This window comes from Methylobacterium symbioticum (genome assembly GCF_902141845.1).
Taxonomy (GTDB): domain Bacteria; phylum Pseudomonadota; class Alphaproteobacteria; order Rhizobiales; family Beijerinckiaceae; genus Methylobacterium; species Methylobacterium symbioticum.
The window spans coordinates 1-16,980 of record NZ_CABFPH010000109.1; the positions used below are offsets into that span (position 1 = coordinate 1).

The window sequence follows — 16,980 nt, forward strand, 5'->3', positions numbered from 1 at the left end:
AGGCGACCCTGGCGCGGCTGCGCGAGCTGCAAGCGGAGGCTGCCGACACCGAGGCGGCGCTGGCCGAGGCCGATCCCGGCCGCTCCTTGAGCGAGCGCCTGGAGCGGGAGGGCTTCGGCCCCGGCCCGCAGCAGAGCGGCGGCGCCGTGCTGGAGCGCCTGCGCCGGGCCGCGCAGCAGCCCGAGACCGTCTGACGCCGCGCCCCGCGCGGCCTGCCCCAGGCCCCGGCGAAGGCCGGGGCACCACGAGACGAGCCCCGGCGGCGAGGCCGGGGCACCACGAGACCAACCCCGACGATCCGTCCCACGCAGTCAGGCCGATATTCAGGAGACACGATCATGACCCAGGACAACGCCGCGCAGCATTCCTCCGGCTGGGTGAGCTTCACCTACGCCTCGTTCATCGGCTCCATCGCGATGGTGGCGCTCGGCATCGTGTTCATGCCGGTCGACATCTGGCTCAAGGGCTACTTCGCCATGGGCGCGGTGATGCTGGTCCAGTCCTGCGTGACCCTGACCAAGACGGTGCGCGACGTCCACGAGTCCCGCCGCATGGTCAACCGCATCGAGGACGCCAAGACCGAGCGCCTGCTGATGACGGTGGGGCGGGAGTGAGGTCCGGCGCTCTCCACGGGACTCGGGGCCGCCCAGGTTCCGCTCGGCTCCGTCCAGGTCGGGTCTGACGGCTCTGCCCCATCCGCGACCTCATCCTGAGGCGGGCGGCTGGGATAGGCTGTTGCTACGGTCGCGCTCCATCCGGCAGCGTCCACCCCTCTGCCGGAGAGACGGGACAGCGACGGCCTTGAGCCGGCCACCGGATCCGCGATACCGCCCGAGTGGACGGAGTCTTGCGAGGGCGGCCGCGATGGATCTGAACGCGATCGAGGCCGTGCTCGCCCCCGCCGCCCGCGCCGACCTGCCCGCTTGGCGGGCGGGTGACGCCTGGCTCGCGGGCGGAACCTGGCTGTTCTCCGAGCCGCAGCCGCATCTCGCCCGCCTCGTGGATCTCGCCGCCCTCGGCTGGCCGCCCTACGCGGTCGGGCCGGACGGGCTGGAGATCGCCGCCACCTGCACCCTCGCCGCCCTGGAGCGGCTCGACCTGCCGCCCGGCTGGACGGCCGCCGCCGCCCTGATCGGGCCGTGCTGCCGGGCCCTGCTCGGCTCGTTCAAGGTGCGCAACACCGCGACCGTCGGCGGCAATCTCTGCCTCGCGCTTCCCGCCGGGCCGATGATCGCCCTGACGGCCGCCCTCGACGGGACCGGCCTGATCTGGACGCCGGACGGGGGCGAGCGGCGCCTGCCCGTCCTCGACCTCGTGCGCGGGCCGGGCGAGACGGCGCTCGAGCCGGGCGAGGTGCTACGCCGGATCGACCTGCCGGCCGCCGCGCTCGGCCGCCGCGCCGCCTTCCGGCGGATCGCCTTGAGCCCGGACGGGCGCTCCGGCGCGCTGCTGATCGGCACGAGCGGGGCCACCGGCTGGGCGCTCACCGTCACCGCCGCCACGCGCCGGCCCCTGCAATGGCGCCTCCCCGCCGTGCCGGAGGCAGAGACGCTGGCCGAGATCCTCGCGGCGGTCCCGGACGCTCTCTGGGACGACGACGTGCACGGGGCGCCGGACTGGCGCCGCCACGTCACGGGAATCCTGGCCGAGGAGATCCGGCGGGACCTCGCGGAGCAGGATCCTTCGGGACGAGACGCCTCGGGGGCGGCGGCGTGATGCGCCTCACCGTCAACGGGCAGGAGCAGGCGGTTCCGGCCCGCCCCGGCCAGTGCCTGCGCACCCTGCTGCGCGATCTCGGCTGGTTCGGGGGCAAGAAGGGCTGCGACGCGGGCGATTGCGGCGCCTGCACCGTCCATCTCGACGGCGAGCCGGTCCATGCCTGCATCACCCCGGCCTTCCGGGCGGCCGGGCGCCGCGTCACCACGATCGAGGGGCTCGCCGGCCCCTGCACCCCGGGCGCGGGCGTGCCGGAGGCGGTCCATCCCATGCAGGCGGCCTTCCTCGCCGCGCAAGGCTTCCAGTGCGGCTTCTGCACGCCCGGGATGGTGATGACGGCGGCCGCCCTCGACCAAGGCCGGCGGGCGGATCTCGGCGACGCGCTCAAGGGCAATCTCTGCCGCTGCACCGGCTACGGCACCATCCGCGACGCCATCGACGGGATCGCCCGGACGGAGGCGGGGCCGGGCGATCCGGTCGGGTGCAGCGTCCCGGCGCCGGCGGGTCCGGCCATCGTCTCGGGGCGGGCCGCCTACACCCTCGACCAGGCGGTGCCGGGCCTGCTCCACATGAAGGTGCTGCGCGCGCCCCACGCCGCGGCCCGCATCCGGCGCATCGACGCCGCCGAAGCCCTTGCGCTGCCGGGCGTCGTCGCGGTCCTCACCCATGCGGACGCGCCGGACGCTCTGTTCTCCACCGGCCGCCACCACGACCCGCGGGACGACGCCGCCGATACCCGCGTGCTCGACCCGATCATCCGCTTCGCCGGCCAGCGCGTCGCCGCGGTGGTGGCGGAGAGCGAGGCCGCGGCCGAGGCGGCGCTCGCCCGCATCGCCGTCGACTACGAGATCCGCCCCGCCGTGCTCGACCCGGACTCGGCGCTGCGCCCGGACGCGCCCCTCGTCCACGACCCCGCCGACCGGCCGCCTCCGCGCCCGGGCGCCGACGCGCCCCCGCTCCGCAGCCACCCGAACCTCGCCGCCGAAGTGCACGGCGCGGTCGGCGACGTCGAGGCGGGCTTCGCGCAAGCCCACGCGATCCACGAGGGTACCTACGTCTCGCAGCGGGTGCAGCATGGCCATCTCGAGACCCACGCGGCGCTCGGCCTGATCGATGCGGCCGGCCGCCTCGTCATCCGTTCCTCGACGCAGGTGCCGTTCCTGACCCGCGACGCCCTCTGCGCCCTCTACGACCTGCCGCGCGCCCAGGTGCGCGTGCTCTGCGGCCGGGTCGGCGGCGGCTTCGGCGGCAAGCAGGAGATGCTGACCGAGGATCTCGTGGCGCTCGCCGTGCTGAAGCTCCGGCGGCCCGTGGTCTGGGAGATGACCCGCGAGGAGCAGTTCGTGGCGACGACCACCCGCCACCCGATGCGGGTGCGCGTGCGGCTCGGCGCGAAGGCGGACGGCACGCTGACCGCCATCGCGCTCCACGTGGTCGCGGAGACCGGCGCCTACGCCAACCATGCCGGCGGCGTGCTGCACCATGGCTGCAACGAGGTGATCGCGGTCTATCGGTGCCCGAACAAGCGGGTCGATGGGTTCAACGCCTACACCAACACCGTGCCGGCCGGGGCCTTCCGCGGCTACGGGCTCAGCCAGACCATCTTCGCGGTGGAATCGGCCATGGACGAGCTGGCGCGCCGGCTCGGCCTCGACCCCTTCGCCATGCGGCGGCGCAACGTGATCCGCCCCGGCGACCCCATGATCTCGACGAGCCTGGAGCCGCACGACGTGGCGTACGGCAGCTACGGCCTCGACCAGTGCCTCGACCACGTCGAGGCCGCCCTGACGGCGCTGCCGCCCGCCGCGCCCGAGCCCGGCTGGCGGGTGGGGCAGGGCATGGCGCTGGCGATGATCGACACGATCCCGCCTCGCGGGCATCTGGCCGAGGCCCGCATCCGTCTGGAGGCGGACGGCACCTACACGCTCCAGGTGGGGACCGCCGAGTTCGGCAACGGCACGGCCACCGTGCACGCGCAGCTCGCCGCCTCCGCGCTCGGCACCGCGCCGGAGCGGATCCGGCTGGTGGCCGCCGATACCGACGCGGTCGGGTTCGACACCGGCGCCTATGGCAGCACCGGCACGGTGGTCGGCGGGCTGGCGAGTCACCGCGCCGCCCTCGCCCTGGCCGAGGCGCTGCGCGCGGAGGCGGCGCGGCGGAGCGGAGCCGATCCCGCCGCCTGCCGCCTGGATGCCGAAGGCGTCGCCCTGCCGTCGGGCGAGCGGATCGCGCTGGCCGCCTTTGCCGGGCGCGCGGCGGAGGGCCGGGCCGATGGCAGCCCGCGCTCCATCGCCTTCAACGTCCAGGCGTTCCGCGTGGCCGTGCAGGCGGCCACGGGCGCGGTCCGCATCCTCGACAGCCTCCACGCGGCGGATGCGGGCCGGGTGATCAACCCGACGCAGTGCCGTGGCCAGATCGAGGGCGGGGTGGCGCAGGGGATCGGCGCCGCGCTCTATGAAGAGGTGCGGCTCGACGGCCCGGAGGTCGTCACCCGCAGCTTCCGCTCCTACCACCTGCCGGCCTGCGCGGACGTGCCCCGCACGCAGGTCCTGTTCGCCGACACCCACGACCGGATCGGCCCGCTCGGCGCCAAGTCGATGAGCGAGAGCCCGTTCAACCCGGTGGCGGCGGCGCTGGCCAACGCCATCCGCGACGCCACCGGCTACCGTCCGCACGCCACGCCGTTCTCCCCCGACCGCATCTTCCGCGGCGTGGCGGCGGCGCTCGCTCAGACCTCTGCCCCAGCCCCCGCCCGAGACGAGACCCGCGCATGAGCCACACAGCCGCCGAGCTCGAACAGGCCGTGCGCGAGATCGCCGAGGAGATGCGCGCGCGGACCGACCGCGGCACGGTGGCCGACTACATCCCCGAGCTCGCCCAGGTCGACGCGCGCCAGTTCGGCCTCGTGGTGATCGATGCGGAGGGCCGCGTCGCCGCCGGGGGCGATGCCGACACGCCCTTCTCGATCCAGAGCATCTCGAAGGTCTTCACCCTGACGCTGGCGCTCGGCATGGTCGGCGACCGGCTCTGGCGGCGGGTCGGCCGCGAGCCCTCGGGCAGCCCGTTCAACTCGATCGTGCAGCTCGAGCGCGAGCGCGGCATCCCGCGCAACCCCTTCATCAATGCCGGCGCCATCGCGGTCACCGACGTGATCCTGTCGGGCCACCAGCCGCGGGAGGCGCTCGGCGAGATCCTGCGCTTCCTGCAGTTCCTGGCCCAGGATCCCAGCATCGTCATCGACGAGGCGGTGGCGGCCTCCGAGCAGCGCACGGGCTTCCGCAACGCGGCGCTCGCCAACTACATGAAGTCCTTCGGCGTGCTCGACAACCCGGTGGTGTACACGCTCGGCGTCTATTTCCACCACTGCGCCATCGCCATGTCCTGCCGCCAGCTCGCGGCGGCCGGCCGCTTCCTCGCGCATTCGGGCGTGAACCCGGCCACCGGCCTGTCGGTGATCTCGGCCGAGCGGGCGCGGCGCATCAACGCGATCATGCTCACCTGCGGCCATTACGACGGCTCGGGCGACTTCGCCTACCGGGTCGGCCTGCCGGGCAAGAGCGGAGTCGGGGGCGGTATCCTGGCGGTCGCCCCCGGCAAGGCCTCGATCGCGGTCTGGTCGCCCGGCCTCGACGCGGCGGGCAACTCCCATCTCGGCCGCATCGCGCTCGAGGCGCTCACCCGGCGCATGGGCTGGTCGATCTTCGGGGTGTGACGGTCCTCAGCGGCGCGGGGTGCGGTTGCGCTCGGCCTCCTCCTGGATCGCCGCCTCGTGGTACCAGCCGCTTCCCATCACACAGGTGCGTGGCGCCGGCTGGGCCGCGGCGGCGCGCTGGGTCTGGCCCGCGCGGCCGCCCACCGGGAACTGGTAGATCTTCGCGGACGTGCGGTGGAAATCGGTGTTCATGAGGCTCGACGCTCCCTGTCAGCGATACGGTCTCAACGCGTCGACAGCGCTGTCGGAAGGAAGATGCCTATCCTTTGCGCGATCTGCACCCCTAAAATCATGTTTTGCCGACAATTTGCGCATCATATCTCTTGCGAAACCAGCTGATGCGTGATCGCCCACGAATCCAAAACACACTGCCCGTTCGATGTGCGTTTTTGCCGATGCGTCGGCACTGCTCAGAAAGTGTGCGTTAACGCGCATCCGGCAGAGCAGGCCGCCTCGGGGCGAGATAAGCCGCCGGGACCCGGCCGGTTCCCCGGAAAGTCGGCTCCGCCGGGCGCCGTCCACAGCCGGATGGGGCACATGGCACGGCGCGTGCTAGGGGCCGCACAGCCGTCGATGGTGGGCGGGGTCCGACACACGCAGGACTGTCTGTCAGGGTTTGACGAGAGAAACGCGATGACGAAGTACAAGCTCGAATACATCTGGCTGGACGGCTACACGCCGGTCCCGAACCTCCGCGGCAAGACGCAGATCAAGGAATTCTCCGAGTTCCCGACCCTCGAGCAGCTTCCGATGTGGGGCTTCGACGGCTCGTCGACCAAGCAGGCCGAGGGCGGCTCGTCCGACTGCATGCTCAAGCCCATCCGCCATTTCCCCGACCCGGCCCGCACCAACGGCGTGCTGGTGCTCTGCGAGGTGATGATGCCGGACGGCGTCACGCCCCATGAGTCGAACAAGCGCGCCACCATCCTCGACGACGAGGGCGCCTGGTTCGGCTTCGAGCAGGAGTACTTCTTCTACAAGAACGGCCGCCCGCTCGGCTTCCCCGAGAGCGGCTACCCGGCTCCGCAGGGCCCCTACTACACCGGCGTCGGCTACTCGAACGTCGGCTCGGTCGCCCGCCAGATCGTCGAGGAGCATCTCGACCTCTGCCTCGCCGCCGGCATCAACCACGAGGGCATCAACGCCGAAGTGGCCAAGGGCCAGTGGGAGTTCCAGATCTTCGGCAAGGGCTCCAAGAAGGCCGCCGACGAGATGTGGATGGCGCGCTACCTGATGCAGCGCCTGTGCGAGAAGTACGAGATCGACATCGAGTACCATTGCAAGCCGCTCGGCGACACCGACTGGAACGGCTCGGGCATGCACTGCAACTTCTCGACCGCCTATATGCGCGAGACGGGCGGCAAGGCCTATTTCGAGGCGCTGATGGCCGCCTTCGCGAAGAACCTCGAAGATCACATGGCGGTCTACGGCCCGGACAACGACAAGCGCCTGACCGGCAAGCACGAGACGGCGCCCTGGAACAAGTTCTCCTACGGCGTGGCCGACCGCGGCGCCTCGATCCGCGTGCCGCACTCCTTCGTCAAGAACGACTACAAGGGCTATCTTGAGGATCGCCGCCCGAACTCCATGGGCGACCCCTACCAGATCGCCAGCCAGGTCCTGAAGACGATCTCCGAGGTCCCGACCGGCGCGGCCGCGGCCGCCGCCTGATCCCGGCCCCCGCGGCGCCAGCGCGCCGCGGACCGTCCGACGAAAGGGCCGGCCTCCCCTGCGGGAGGCCGGCCCTTTCGCGTTCGGGTGCCGGGCTCGATCCGGCTGCCGGGCGCGGGGGCGGAAGCCCTCCGCGCGCCGGATTCTTCGCCTCAGCGGTTCGCGGGCGTGTTCTTGTTGATCGTGCCGCCGGCCGAGGGGCCGGCGCCGGTGCCGGCCGCGCCAGGCGCGACCGTGCCGGTGGTGGCACCCGGTGCCGTGACGGCACCCGCGCCGGTCGGCGCGGTCGTCGCGGGCCCGCGGCTCGCGGGGGTGTCGGTGGCGACCGTACCGCCCGCGGAGGGGCCCGAGCCGGGATTCACCGGCCCGCCCGCCTGCGCCAGGGCGGCACCCGTGAGCGGCAGGACGAGGCAGGCGGCCAGGGCAACGGAACGCATCATCGCAATTTCTCCGAATGACTTCAGTCCGGACGAAACCCGCGTCCGGCCACTCCGTTCAATCGCGGACGGCATTTTCCTGCCGCATCCGCCGAGGTCCGCGGCGGCCTCCCCACGCGCCGGGCCGGGAGAGGACCCTCAGGACCGGGCCGGTGCGCCGGGACCGAGCCGCGCGAGCCGGTCGAGCAGGGCGCGGTCGTGCAGGAGCGCCACGCGCTCCTTCGGGCCGAGCCAGGCGGCGGCCTCGTCCAGCGTCTCCGCCTCCACCACCTTGGCCTGAGCCAGGATGTGGTCGGGGTCGATCCGTCCGCGCGGGCGGGGACCGACCTGCGGCAGCATCCGGGCATGGGCCGCGGCGAGGCCCGCATCGGCGTGGAGCGCCCGCAGGGCATCGGCCTCGTCGAGGCCGGCTTGCGCGTTACGGGCGGCGAGCGCGCCGGCGCGGAGCGCGATGTCGGGCGGGTCGCGCTCCTCCGGCGTCGTCAGCAGGCCGCGGCTCTTGAGGGCGAGGCCGAAGCCGAGATGGCCGCTCGCCCAGGAGATCGGGATCGCCAGGACGAGGCCGAGGATCGTCGGCGACATCCAGAGGAAGAGCGAGGTGGCGATCGCGAAGGCCGCGACGCCGGCCACCAGACCGAGCAGGGTGTGCCAGCGGTGGCGGGCGACGATGGCGCGCCAGGGGATCGAGCCGTCGTCGCGCCGCTGCGGGTTCCAGCCGGTGTCGCGCCCGAGCAGGATACCGGCGACCGAGCCCGACTGGATCACCATGGCGACCGGCGCCAGCAGCGCCGAGAGCAGGATCTCGAGCAGGCAGGAGGCGACGAGCCGCCCCGCGCCGCCGCAGGCCCGGCGCACCTGCGTGTCCAGAAGCGCGAGGATCAGGCCGAGGCCCTTCGGGGCGAGCAGGATGCCCATGGTCAGCCCGAAGAGCTGCAGGGCGCGCACCGGGTCGAAGCGGGGGAAGACGGGGTAGAGGGCGAGCCCCTGCGCGAAATATTCGGGCTTCACATAGGCCGTCTGCAGGGCGAGCGCGATGCCGACCACGAGCTGGAGCAGCCAGAAGGGCGAGGCGAGGTAGCCGGCGATGCCGGTGGCGAAGTGCTGGCGCGATGCGAAGTGCAGGCCGGCCGCGCCGATGATGCGGCTGTGCTGCAGATTGCCCTGCGCCCAGCGCCGGTCGCGCACGGCGACGTCGATCAGCGAGGGCGGGCTCTCCTCGTAGGAGCCGGGCAGGGTCGGCAGCATGGTGACGTCCCAGCCCGCGCGCCGGATCAGCGCCGCCTCGACGAAGTCGTGGCTGAGCACGTGGCCGCCGAAGGGCGGGCGGCCCGGCAGGTCGGGCAGGCCGCAGGATTCCGCGAAGGCCCGCGTCCGGATGATCGCGTTGTGACCCCAGTAATTGCCGTCGCGGCCCGACCAGTGGCTCAGGCCCGTGGCGATGACCGGCCCGTAGATCCGCGCCGCGAATTGCTGGACCCGGGCGAAGAGCGTGTTGCGGTTGATGATGAGCGGCAGCGACTGGATGATGCCCGCATCCGGGTCCGCCTCCATCGCGGCCGCGAGGCGCACCACGCAGTCGCCGGAGAGCAGGCTGTCGGCGTCGAGGACCAGCATGTGGTCGTAGGCGCCGCCCCAGCGGGTGACGAAATCGGCGATGTTGCCGGCCTTGCGGTGGTGGTTCTTCGGCCGGTGGCGATAGTAGAGCCGCGCGCCCGGGCCCAGCCGGTCGCGCAGGCTCAGGAAGGCGCGCTCCTCGGCGATCCAGGCATCGGCTTGCGTCGAATCGGAGAGCACGAACCAGTCGAACTGCGCGCCGAGGCCCGTGGCCTCGACCGCCTCGTGCATCGCCTCGATTCCGGCGAAGGTGCGCGCGGTCGCCTCGTTGTAGACGGGCATCAGGATCGCCGTGCGGGCCGAGAGCCGCTCCGGCGCCGGCGGCAGCGACGGACGGCGCAGCAGCACGAGGAAGCCGAGCACGGCGCTCGTGAAGGCCAGGGCGATCCACGAGAAGGTCAGCACGAAGAGCGCGACGAGGACGAGCTGGAGCAGGGTCGGGCTGCCCGACACCGAGACCGTCTCGTACATCTGCCAGCCGCCATAGGCGGTGAGGGCGAGCGCCCCGCCGAAGACGAAGAGGCGGGCGGCGACGGGCGCCCTGCGCCGCCGCACCGGCCGGCGCGCCGTGCCCCGGTCGAAGCGCGCGAGATCCTGCACCGGCATCGGCAGCGGCGCCTCCGGCGGCATCGCGGGGGCGAAATCGGGCGCGGATCCGCGCGCTTCGGCCGGGGCGGGGCGGGGGATGTCGTCGATGCGCACGGCGAGCGGGGATCCTCAGAGGCGGGGACGATGACCCCGGGGCGGAACGTTCGGCGCCACTCTTTAGGCGCATGTCCCGAACAAATGCACGCCGCCTGCGGCACGCCCGACACACCGCGCGGCAGCCGAACCTCCCGCTAACCAACCGATCACCACACGGCCCAGAGCCGTTCCCGATCACGCGGCAGCCGGGAGCGACCCTAAGCCCCTGTTCTGACGCGCTCTCTTTCGAAAAAACCGCATCCCCTTCGGCGGAGAGCGCTCTAAGGCAGCACCCAGAGGCAGCCGCCGGTGGCGACGGCGAGGCACTCGTAGGGCGCGCCGCCGAACATCGCCCGGCGCTCGACCGCGCCGACCGCGTCGCGCGGCACCAGGCGGCATCCGGCCTGGACGGAGACCTGCGCGGCCGCGCGGGCCCGGTCCTCCTGCGCAGCCGCGGCGAGCTGGCGCAGGGCCACGAGGCTGTCGCAGGCCGGAATCGCGCGGGCATCGGGCGCAGCGACCGGCGGAGCATCCGGCGCGGCCGTCACAGGGGCGGTCGGCAGCATCAGGCCGGCCACGACCACGAGGGTCCGGCCGGCAGGGGAATCTCGGCGCATGGGCATCTCCTCCGCCCGGTCAGATGGACCGGGCCCCGGCGGCGGCAACGGGTCCGAACGCGACGACGCCGCCCGCTCGGGGAGCGGACGGCGTCGTCGGGGACCGTCGCGGCCGCCGGATCTCGCCCGGCGGCGTACGGGTCGGCGCGTCTGCGCTCGACCTTAGCGCTTGACCTTGGCCTTGGCCTTGCGGGCGGCGTAGCGCGCGTCGCGGGCGGCCTTCTTGGCGGCTAGCTCGGAGGCCTTGCGCTCCTGCGTGGCCTGCAGCTCAGCCTGCTCGCGGGCGATCTGGGCGGCGAGTTCCGCCTCCTCGCGCTGGCGCTTCTCCTCCGCGGCCTTCAGCTCTGCGGCGACGCGGGCGGCCTCGCGCTCGCGGGTACGCTCGTCACGGGCGCGGGCGATCTCGGCGCGGGCCTTGGCCTTCGCGATCACCTCCGGGTCGTCGGAGGGGGGACGGGCCTTGAACTTTGCCAAGAGAGCGGCCTTGGCATTGGCGGAGTTCTGGCGGCGGTCGTCGAAGTTCCTGTAGTCGAATGCGCTCATATGGCCTTTCTCGTGGCGTGGTCGTTCGCGTTTCCCGGCTGATCCAGCCCTCTCAGGGCCGGGCCGGACATGGGATGACGGCCCTCGACGGACGGTCTAGGGCCGCGCGCGCGGCGGGACGGGGTGGCAATGGCCGAAGGCTCCGCCCAATGCAACCGAAGCAGACGCCGAAAGCGCTGCCGACGCTGACATTTGCCGCCATTCTCTCGAAAGTTCTCACCAAGGGATGCCGAAATGTCTCAGGCAGCCTCGAGATCTGAAGCCGCCCTGGCCCGGAACGGGGAGATGCGCGGCTTCGTCTGGTGAGCCGTCACATAGGATCTTCCGGCCCCTGCGGCAAGATCGAAGCCGCCGCGGCGCCCCGCGCGGGCGGCCGGGGCGCCATGCGTCACCGCCATGCGCCGGCGCCACAGGGCGCCCCGCTCTCCACAGGGCCCTGTGGAGATCCTCGGAGATCCGTGTGGATCGCGGCGCGCGGCGGGCCGCCGGAAGCCCCAAGGTTGTCGGATCCGGCCGGTCCAGCTACGCTCGGACGATCGCGGGTGGGAGGCCTGCGGCGGATCCGCGGGGCGTCGCGCCCCCGTCCCGGCTTCCCGGTCGCGGCCCGTTCGCGGTGCTTCCGAGCCGCCGCGCGGTGCCGATACCTGAAGCGGGGGGCTTCAACCATGACCGATACCGCCAGAGGCATGCGGTCGATTCCGGCGTGAGGGTGCCGCCGCCCCAGTGCGGCCGCTCTCCCGTGGCGTCCATCCGCCGCGGGCGCGATCCCGCGCGGCTGTCCGCGAGACCGCCCTCGGGACCGTCCCGGATCCCGGCGCGCTGGGCGCTCGCCGCCGGGCTCGCCCTGTCCTGCCCGGGTCCGGCCGCCGCCTTCGACCTGTTCGGCTGGTTCGGCGACACGGAGGAGCCGCTGGCGCCCTCCGCGACGGCGCTGCCCTACGATGTGAAGTTCCGCGGCGCGGACGACGATGCCCTGGTCACCGCGCTGCAGGACGTCTCCGCCCTGCACAAGCTCCGCCGCGAGCCGCCGCCGGACGGGGAGGGGCTGGTGCGCCGGGCAGAGGTGGATCTGCGCCGGCTGCCCGAGGCGCTCGAAGGCTCCGGCTACTATGCCGGCCGCGTCGCCGTCCGGGTCGGGGAGGTGACGCTGTCGGGCGAGGCCTCGCTGCTGGCCGCCTCCCGCGCCGCCGAGCGCGACCGGGCGCGGACCCTCGTGCCCGTCAAGGTCGCGGTCGATCCCGGGCCCCTCTACCATCTCCGCCGGATCGGCGTGCGCGACCGGGCCGGGCGCCCGCTCCCCGCGGAGCTGCTGCCCGAGCGCCTGACCCGGGTCGATCCCGACACCCCGGCCCGCTCGGCCGCGGTGCTCGCCCGCGAGGCGGCGATCGTCGACCGGCTGCGGGCGCAAGGCCATCCCTTCGCCAAGGTGGTGTCGCGCGATCCCGTGGTGGACGACGCGGCCCAGGCCATGGACGTGACCTTCACCGTGGATCCGGGTCCCGTGGCCGGGCTCGGCGCGGTGACGGTGCGCGGCACGGACGGACTCGACCCGGCGGTGGTGCGCTCCTTCATCTACACGGAGCCGGGCGATCCCTATTCGCCCAAGGCGCTCGCCGACATGCGCAAGGCGCTCACCAAGGTCGAGGCCCTGGGCTCCATCCGCATCCGCGAGGGCGAGGCGCTCGATGCCGACGGCAACCTGCCGATCTTCGTGGACGTGACCGAGCGGCCGACCAACCTGTTCGGCATCGCGGCGCGCTACTCCACGGTGGACGGGCCGGGCGTGCGCGCGACCTACTCCAACCGCAACCTGTTCGGCGGGGGCGAGACCCTGCGCCTGGACGCCGACCTCTCCTATCTCGGCAACGACCTCTACGCGACGCAGCGCAAGCTCGCCGGCATCAATTCGAACGGGCTCGGCGGGCGGCTCCAGGCGACCTTCGTGAAGCCGGCGCTCTGGGGCACCCGCAACGACCTCGTGGCGAGCGCCTTCGCGGGGCGGGAGGCGCAGCAATCCTACGTCGTGGACGGGGGCGGAGCGACGGTGGGCATCCGCCACCGCGTCTCGGACACCTTCTTCGCGCAGGTGAATCTCGACGGGCAGGCCGGCCGCTCCCAGGACGCCCTCGGCAAGGTGGATTACCGCCTGATCGGCCTCGGCGCCTCGCTCTCCTACGATTCGACCGACAGCCTGCTCGACCCGACGCGGGGCATCCGCCTCACGGCCTCGGCGACGCCCTATGCCGGCTTCCTCGGCTCCGATCCGTCGATCTTCGTGGCGAAGGCGCAAGGCTCGGCCTATTACGCGCTCGACGACGACGGCTGGTACGTCCTCGCCGGCCGCCTCGGCTTCGGCTCGATCTCGGGGGCGCGCCTCGACGAGATCCCGGCCAATATCCGCTTCTTCGCGGGTGGCGGCGGCTCGGTGCGCGGCTTCCCCTACCGCACGCTGGGCCCGCGCGGGCCCTTCAACCTGCCGGTGGGCGGGCGCAGCCTGCTCGAGGCCTCGCTGGAGGCGCGCATCAAGGTCACCGACACGATCGGCGTGGTCCCGTTCTTCGATGCCGGCACGGCCTTCGCCGGCGAATTGCCCGATTTCGACGAGCGCATCCGGACGGCGGTCGGCCTGGGGCTGCGCTACTACACCGCCATCGGCCCGATCCGCGTGGACCTCGCCTTCCCCCTCGACCGGATCAAGGGCAACCGCGAGCACCCGGTGGCGCTCTACATCAGCCTGGGGCAGGCCTTCTGATGGCGTCTCGGAAACAGCCCGAACGCGTCGCCCGCTTTCCGTCCCCCACAAAGGGGGGAGGGAGGATCGCGGCAGGCGTCGTGCTCGTCCTCGTCCTCGCCGCCCCCGCGACCCGCGCCGCCGACGAGGGCGAGAAGAGCGTGCTCGGCGGGATCCTCTCGAAGGCGCTCTCCACGCCGGCCTCGCGGGTCTCGATCGGCGCGGTGGACGGGGCGCTCTCCTCGGACGCCACCATCCGCGACGTGGCGATCAGCGACCGCGACGGCGTCTGGCTGCGGCTCGACCGGGCCCGCATCGTCTGGCGCCGCCTCGCCCTGCTCTCGGGGCGGCTCGAGGTGGACAGCCTGGAGGTCGGGCGGATCGAGGTGCTGCGCCGTCCCGTCCCCGCCGCCAACCCGCCGACCGAGGAGCCCGACGGCACCCTGCTGCCCGACCTGCCGGTGAAGGTCGAGGTCAAGGCCTTCCGCCTCGACGCCCTCGATCTCGGCGAGGCCATCGCCGGCCAGGCGGCGCGGCTCACGGCGAGCGGCAAGGTCAAGCTCGGCAACCCGGCCGAGGGACTCGACCTCGATCTCGGCGTGCGCCGGGTCGATGCGGGCGGCCAGTTCGCGGCCCGCCTGCTGTTCGTGCCCAAGGGCGAGCGGCTGGAGGTGAAGACCACCCTCACCGAGCCCGCGGGCGGCCTGCTCTCGAAGGGGTTGAACGTTCCGGGCGAGCCGCCGATCGCCCTCGACCTCGACGGGCGCGGCACGCTCGACGCCTGGAACGCCCGCCTCGATTTCGATGCCGGCGTCGGGGTCGGCGCCAAGGGGGGTGCGAAGATCTCGCGGATCGGGGCCGAGCGGCGCCTCTCCCTCGATCTCGCCGCCCGGGTCGAGGGCCTGCTGCCGGGCCCCGCCGCCGCGGTGTTCTCGGGCACGACCAAGCTCGAAGGCGGGCTGCGCATCGCCGATAGCGGCGCGCTCACCCTCGACCGGCTGGAACTCGCCTCCCGCACCGCCCGGCTGGAGGCGCGCGGCACCCTCGACGCGCAGCGCAACGCCGATCTCCTCGTCCAGGCCCGCGCCGTCCCGACCGAGGGCGGCGTCACCAAGGCCGACCGGGCCGAGATCGCGAGCCTCATCTTCGACGGCAGCCTGAAGGGCCCGCTCGCCCGCCCGCGCGCGCTCGGAACCTTGCGGGCCGCGGGGCTTCGCGCCGCCGACAGTGCCCTCGACCGGATCGAGGCGAACCTGAAGGCCGAGCCCACCGGCGCCGACCGATTCGCCCTCGCGGCCGACGCGACGGTCGAGGGATTGCGCCTCGCCGACCCCGCCCTGCAGCGGGCGATCGGCGGACGCGCGGGCCTCGTCTTCGCGGGGGTGGTCGAGCCCGACAACACGCTCAGTGTCGCGACGCTCAGGGTGGAGGCGCCGACGCTGAAGGCCGCCTATGCCGGCCACATCGGGCGCAATACGCTGACCGGCACGGTGGAGGGCGCGCTGCCCGACCTCGCGGTCTTCTCCGGCCTCGCCGGCCGCGCGCTGGCAGGCGGGCTCGACGGGACGGCGAAGCTCGGCGGCGACCCCGCGCGCAAGGCGGTCTCCGCCCAGATCGACCTGCGCGCCCACGGCCTCGCCCTGTCCGAGCCTCGCCTCGACCGGCTGCTCGGCGCGGCTCCGCGTCTCACCGGCCGCCTCGCCACGCTCTATGACGGCTACGGCTTCGACGCCGTGCGGCTGGAGGGCACGCACGTGGTCGCGCGGCTGGAGGGCCAGGCCACCGCCCGCCTCGCCGATGCCCGCGCCGCCGTCGACCTCAAGGATCTCGCTGCCCTCGACCCGCGCCTGGGCGGCCGGGCGAGCCTGTCCGGCCGGCTCTCCGGCACCCTGCTGCGGCCCGACATCGCCGCCCTGATCGATGCGCCGGAGGCCTCGGCGCTCGGCCGTCCGGTGCGGGCCTTGCGCGCCGACGCCGTGCTGAAGGACGCGCTGGGCCACCCGGACGGCAGCGTGACCCTGGCCGGCAGCGTCGGCGGCAAGGCGCTGTCCGGCAGCCTGCATCTGGGGCAGGGCGACGGCGATTGGGTGCTCGACCGGCTCGCCCTCTCCCTCGGCTCGGCGAGCCTGACGGGGCAGGCCCGGCTCGGCCTCGCGGGCGGCCTCGCCGAGGGGGCGCTCGCCCTCCGCGCCGCGGATCTCGACGACCTCTCGCCCCTGGCGCTGACCCGCCTCAGCGGCAGCCTGGAGGCCGACCTCAGCCTCGCCCGCCAGGGCGGGCGCCAGGACGCCGCGCTCCGGGCCCAGGCCGCCGCGCTCCGGGCCGGGGAGATCGGCCTCGCCCGCCTCGACGCGAACCTCACCGGCCGCGACCTCACCGGCGCACCCCGGATCGACGGGCATGTGGAGGCCGATCGGCTGATCGCTGCCGGCGAGAGCCTCGACACGCTGCGCCTCACCGCCGCCGGCGGGGCGGAGGCGAGCGACGTGACGCTGAGGGCCAAGGCCCGCGGCTTCGACCTCGACGGCGCCGCCCGCCTCGTCGCCGGGCCGCCCCTGCGGGTCGCGCTGCAGCGCTTCTCCGCCGCCCGCGGCGCCGACCGGCTGGCTCTCGCCGCCCCGGCCACCGTGACCTTCGCCGACGGCGCCGTCGCGATCGATTCCCTTGCGGTCGCGGCCGGCTCCGGCCGGCTGACCCTCGCCGGAAGGGCCGGGCGCGACGCCATCGACCTGCAGCTCGCCATCAAGGCCCTGCCGCTGGCGCTCGCCCGCATCGCGAGCCCGAAGCTCGCCCTGTCTGGCACCCTCGACGGCGAGGCAAGCCTGCACGGTCACCCGGAGCGCCCGGAGGGCCGCTACGCCTTCAGCCTCGCCAAGGCGGTGACGCCGGAGACCCGCAAGGCCGGCCTGCCGCCGGTGGAGGCACGGGCCTCGGGCACCCTGTCGGACGGCCGCATCGGCCTCGACGGCCGCGTCAGCGCCGGCCGCGGCGTGGACCTCGTGCTCGGCGGCTCCCTGCCGGCCGAGACGGGCGGCGCCCTGGCGCTCACCGCCCGCGGCAGCCTCGACCTCGCGCTCGCCAACAGCCTGCTCGCGGCCGGCGGCCAGCGCGTGGCCGGCCGCGTCGCCGTGGATGCCCGGGCCGGCGGCACGCTGGCCGCCCGTCGACCTCGGCCCCGTCCGGGCAGGATCGGAAGGGAGCGGCGGGACCGCTCCGGTCAGATCCGGACCCGCGCGTCCACCACAAGCCGTTGGC

12 protein-coding genes and 1 pseudogene are annotated in these 16,980 nt (G+C 73.7%); 8 read left to right on the forward strand and 5 right to left on the reverse strand.

Translation table 11 applies throughout. From position 1 onward, the window contains the following. The 5 genes and pseudogenes from MET9862_RS24130 to MET9862_RS24150 all read left to right on the forward strand — a co-directional run. Positions 1-194, forward strand: a pseudogene (locus MET9862_RS24130) (PspA/IM30 family protein); the annotation flags it as partial. 144 nt (positions 195-338) lie between these two features. Then, the gene (locus MET9862_RS24135; protein ID WP_142585454.1) at positions 339-614 is read left to right on the forward strand and encodes a YiaA/YiaB family inner membrane protein; all 276 of its coding nucleotides are present in this window, start codon (positions 339-341) and stop codon (positions 612-614) included. A gap of 250 nt (positions 615-864) precedes the next feature. Continuing rightward, positions 865-1,716, forward strand: a complete 852-nt coding sequence (locus tag MET9862_RS24140; protein WP_142585456.1) for an FAD binding domain-containing protein — start codon at positions 865-867, stop codon at positions 1,714-1,716. Continuing rightward, a complete protein-coding gene (locus MET9862_RS24145; RefSeq protein WP_142585458.1) occupies positions 1,716-4,490 on the forward strand; it encodes a molybdopterin-dependent oxidoreductase in 2,775 nt (924 codons plus the stop codon). The genes MET9862_RS24140 and MET9862_RS24145 overlap by 1 nt, the downstream gene beginning before the upstream one ends. Then, complete coding sequence (locus MET9862_RS24150; protein ID WP_142585460.1) at positions 4,487-5,428, forward strand: glutaminase; 942 nt, start codon at positions 4,487-4,489, stop codon at positions 5,426-5,428. The genes MET9862_RS24145 and MET9862_RS24150 overlap by 4 nt, the downstream gene beginning before the upstream one ends. Positions 5,429-5,434: 6 nt before the next feature. Here MET9862_RS24150 and MET9862_RS24155 read toward each other — a convergent pair whose 3' ends face one another. Then, positions 5,435-5,620 (reverse strand): DUF2735 domain-containing protein, encoded by a 186-nt coding sequence (locus tag MET9862_RS24155; protein ID WP_142585462.1) that lies wholly within the window; start codon positions 5,618-5,620, stop codon positions 5,435-5,437. A 441-nt stretch (positions 5,621-6,061) separates the two neighbouring features. On the opposite strand from MET9862_RS24155, the gene MET9862_RS24160 reads away from it, so the two are divergent. Next, positions 6,062-7,099, forward strand: coding sequence for a glutamine synthetase beta-grasp domain-containing protein (locus tag MET9862_RS24160; protein ID WP_142585465.1), 1,038 nt, complete (start codon positions 6,062-6,064; stop codon positions 7,097-7,099). A 152-nt stretch (positions 7,100-7,251) separates the two neighbouring features. On the opposite strand, the gene MET9862_RS24165 is transcribed toward MET9862_RS24160, so the two are convergent. From MET9862_RS24165 to MET9862_RS24180, 4 genes are all read right to left on the reverse strand, one after another. Then, positions 7,252-7,539 carry a hypothetical protein gene (locus tag MET9862_RS24165; RefSeq protein ID WP_142585467.1) on the reverse strand — a complete coding sequence of 96 codons (288 nt, stop codon included), beginning with the start codon at positions 7,537-7,539 and terminating at the stop codon, positions 7,252-7,254. A 135-nt stretch (positions 7,540-7,674) separates the two neighbouring features. Further along, complete coding sequence (mdoH, locus tag MET9862_RS24170; protein ID WP_142585469.1) at positions 7,675-9,852, reverse strand: glucans biosynthesis glucosyltransferase MdoH; 2,178 nt, start codon at positions 9,850-9,852, stop codon at positions 7,675-7,677. Between the two features lie 263 nt (positions 9,853-10,115). Beyond that, a complete protein-coding gene (locus tag MET9862_RS24175) occupies positions 10,116-10,451 on the reverse strand; it encodes a hypothetical protein (RefSeq protein WP_142585470.1) in 336 nt (111 codons plus the stop codon). Positions 10,452-10,613: 162 nt separating this feature from the next. Beyond that, entirely contained in the window at positions 10,614-10,994 is a 381-nt protein-coding gene (locus MET9862_RS24180; RefSeq protein WP_142585472.1) for a DUF6481 family protein, read from the reverse strand. Between the two features lie 808 nt (positions 10,995-11,802). Between MET9862_RS24180 and MET9862_RS24185 the strand changes: the two genes are divergently transcribed. Together MET9862_RS24185 and MET9862_RS24190 are read left to right on the forward strand one after the other, a co-directional pair. After that, complete coding sequence (locus MET9862_RS24185) at positions 11,803-13,746, forward strand: autotransporter assembly complex protein TamA (RefSeq protein WP_244612880.1); 1,944 nt, start codon at positions 11,803-11,805, stop codon at positions 13,744-13,746. Continuing rightward, positions 13,746-16,980 (forward strand): translocation/assembly module TamB domain-containing protein (locus MET9862_RS24190; RefSeq protein ID WP_438616651.1); only part of this gene is annotated, 3,235 nt, incomplete at its 3' end. The genes MET9862_RS24185 and MET9862_RS24190, both read left to right, overlap by 1 nt.

Excerpts from the sequence above, each read along its gene's own strand:
- MET9862_RS24135 (WP_142585454.1), top strand. The coding sequence starts at position 339 with ATGACCCAGGACAACGCCGCGCAGCATTCCTCCGGCTGGGTGAGCTTC.
- MET9862_RS24140 (WP_142585456.1), top strand. The coding sequence starts at position 865 with ATGGATCTGAACGCGATCGAGGCCGTGCTCGCCCCCGCCGCCCGCGCC.
- MET9862_RS24145 (WP_142585458.1), top strand. The coding sequence starts at position 1,716 with ATGCGCCTCACCGTCAACGGGCAGGAGCAGGCGGTTCCGGCCCGCCCC.
- MET9862_RS24150 (WP_142585460.1), top strand. The coding sequence starts at position 4,487 with ATGAGCCACACAGCCGCCGAGCTCGAACAGGCCGTGCGCGAGATCGCC.
- MET9862_RS24155 (WP_142585462.1), bottom strand. The coding sequence starts at position 5,620 with ATGAACACCGATTTCCACCGCACGTCCGCGAAGATCTACCAGTTCCCG.
- MET9862_RS24160 (WP_142585465.1), top strand. The coding sequence starts at position 6,062 with ATGACGAAGTACAAGCTCGAATACATCTGGCTGGACGGCTACACGCCG.
- MET9862_RS24165 (WP_142585467.1), bottom strand. The coding sequence starts at position 7,539 with ATGATGCGTTCCGTTGCCCTGGCCGCCTGCCTCGTCCTGCCGCTCACG.
- MET9862_RS24175 (WP_142585470.1), bottom strand. The coding sequence starts at position 10,451 with ATGCGCCGAGATTCCCCTGCCGGCCGGACCCTCGTGGTCGTGGCCGGC.
- MET9862_RS24180 (WP_142585472.1), bottom strand. The coding sequence starts at position 10,994 with ATGAGCGCATTCGACTACAGGAACTTCGACGACCGCCGCCAGAACTCC.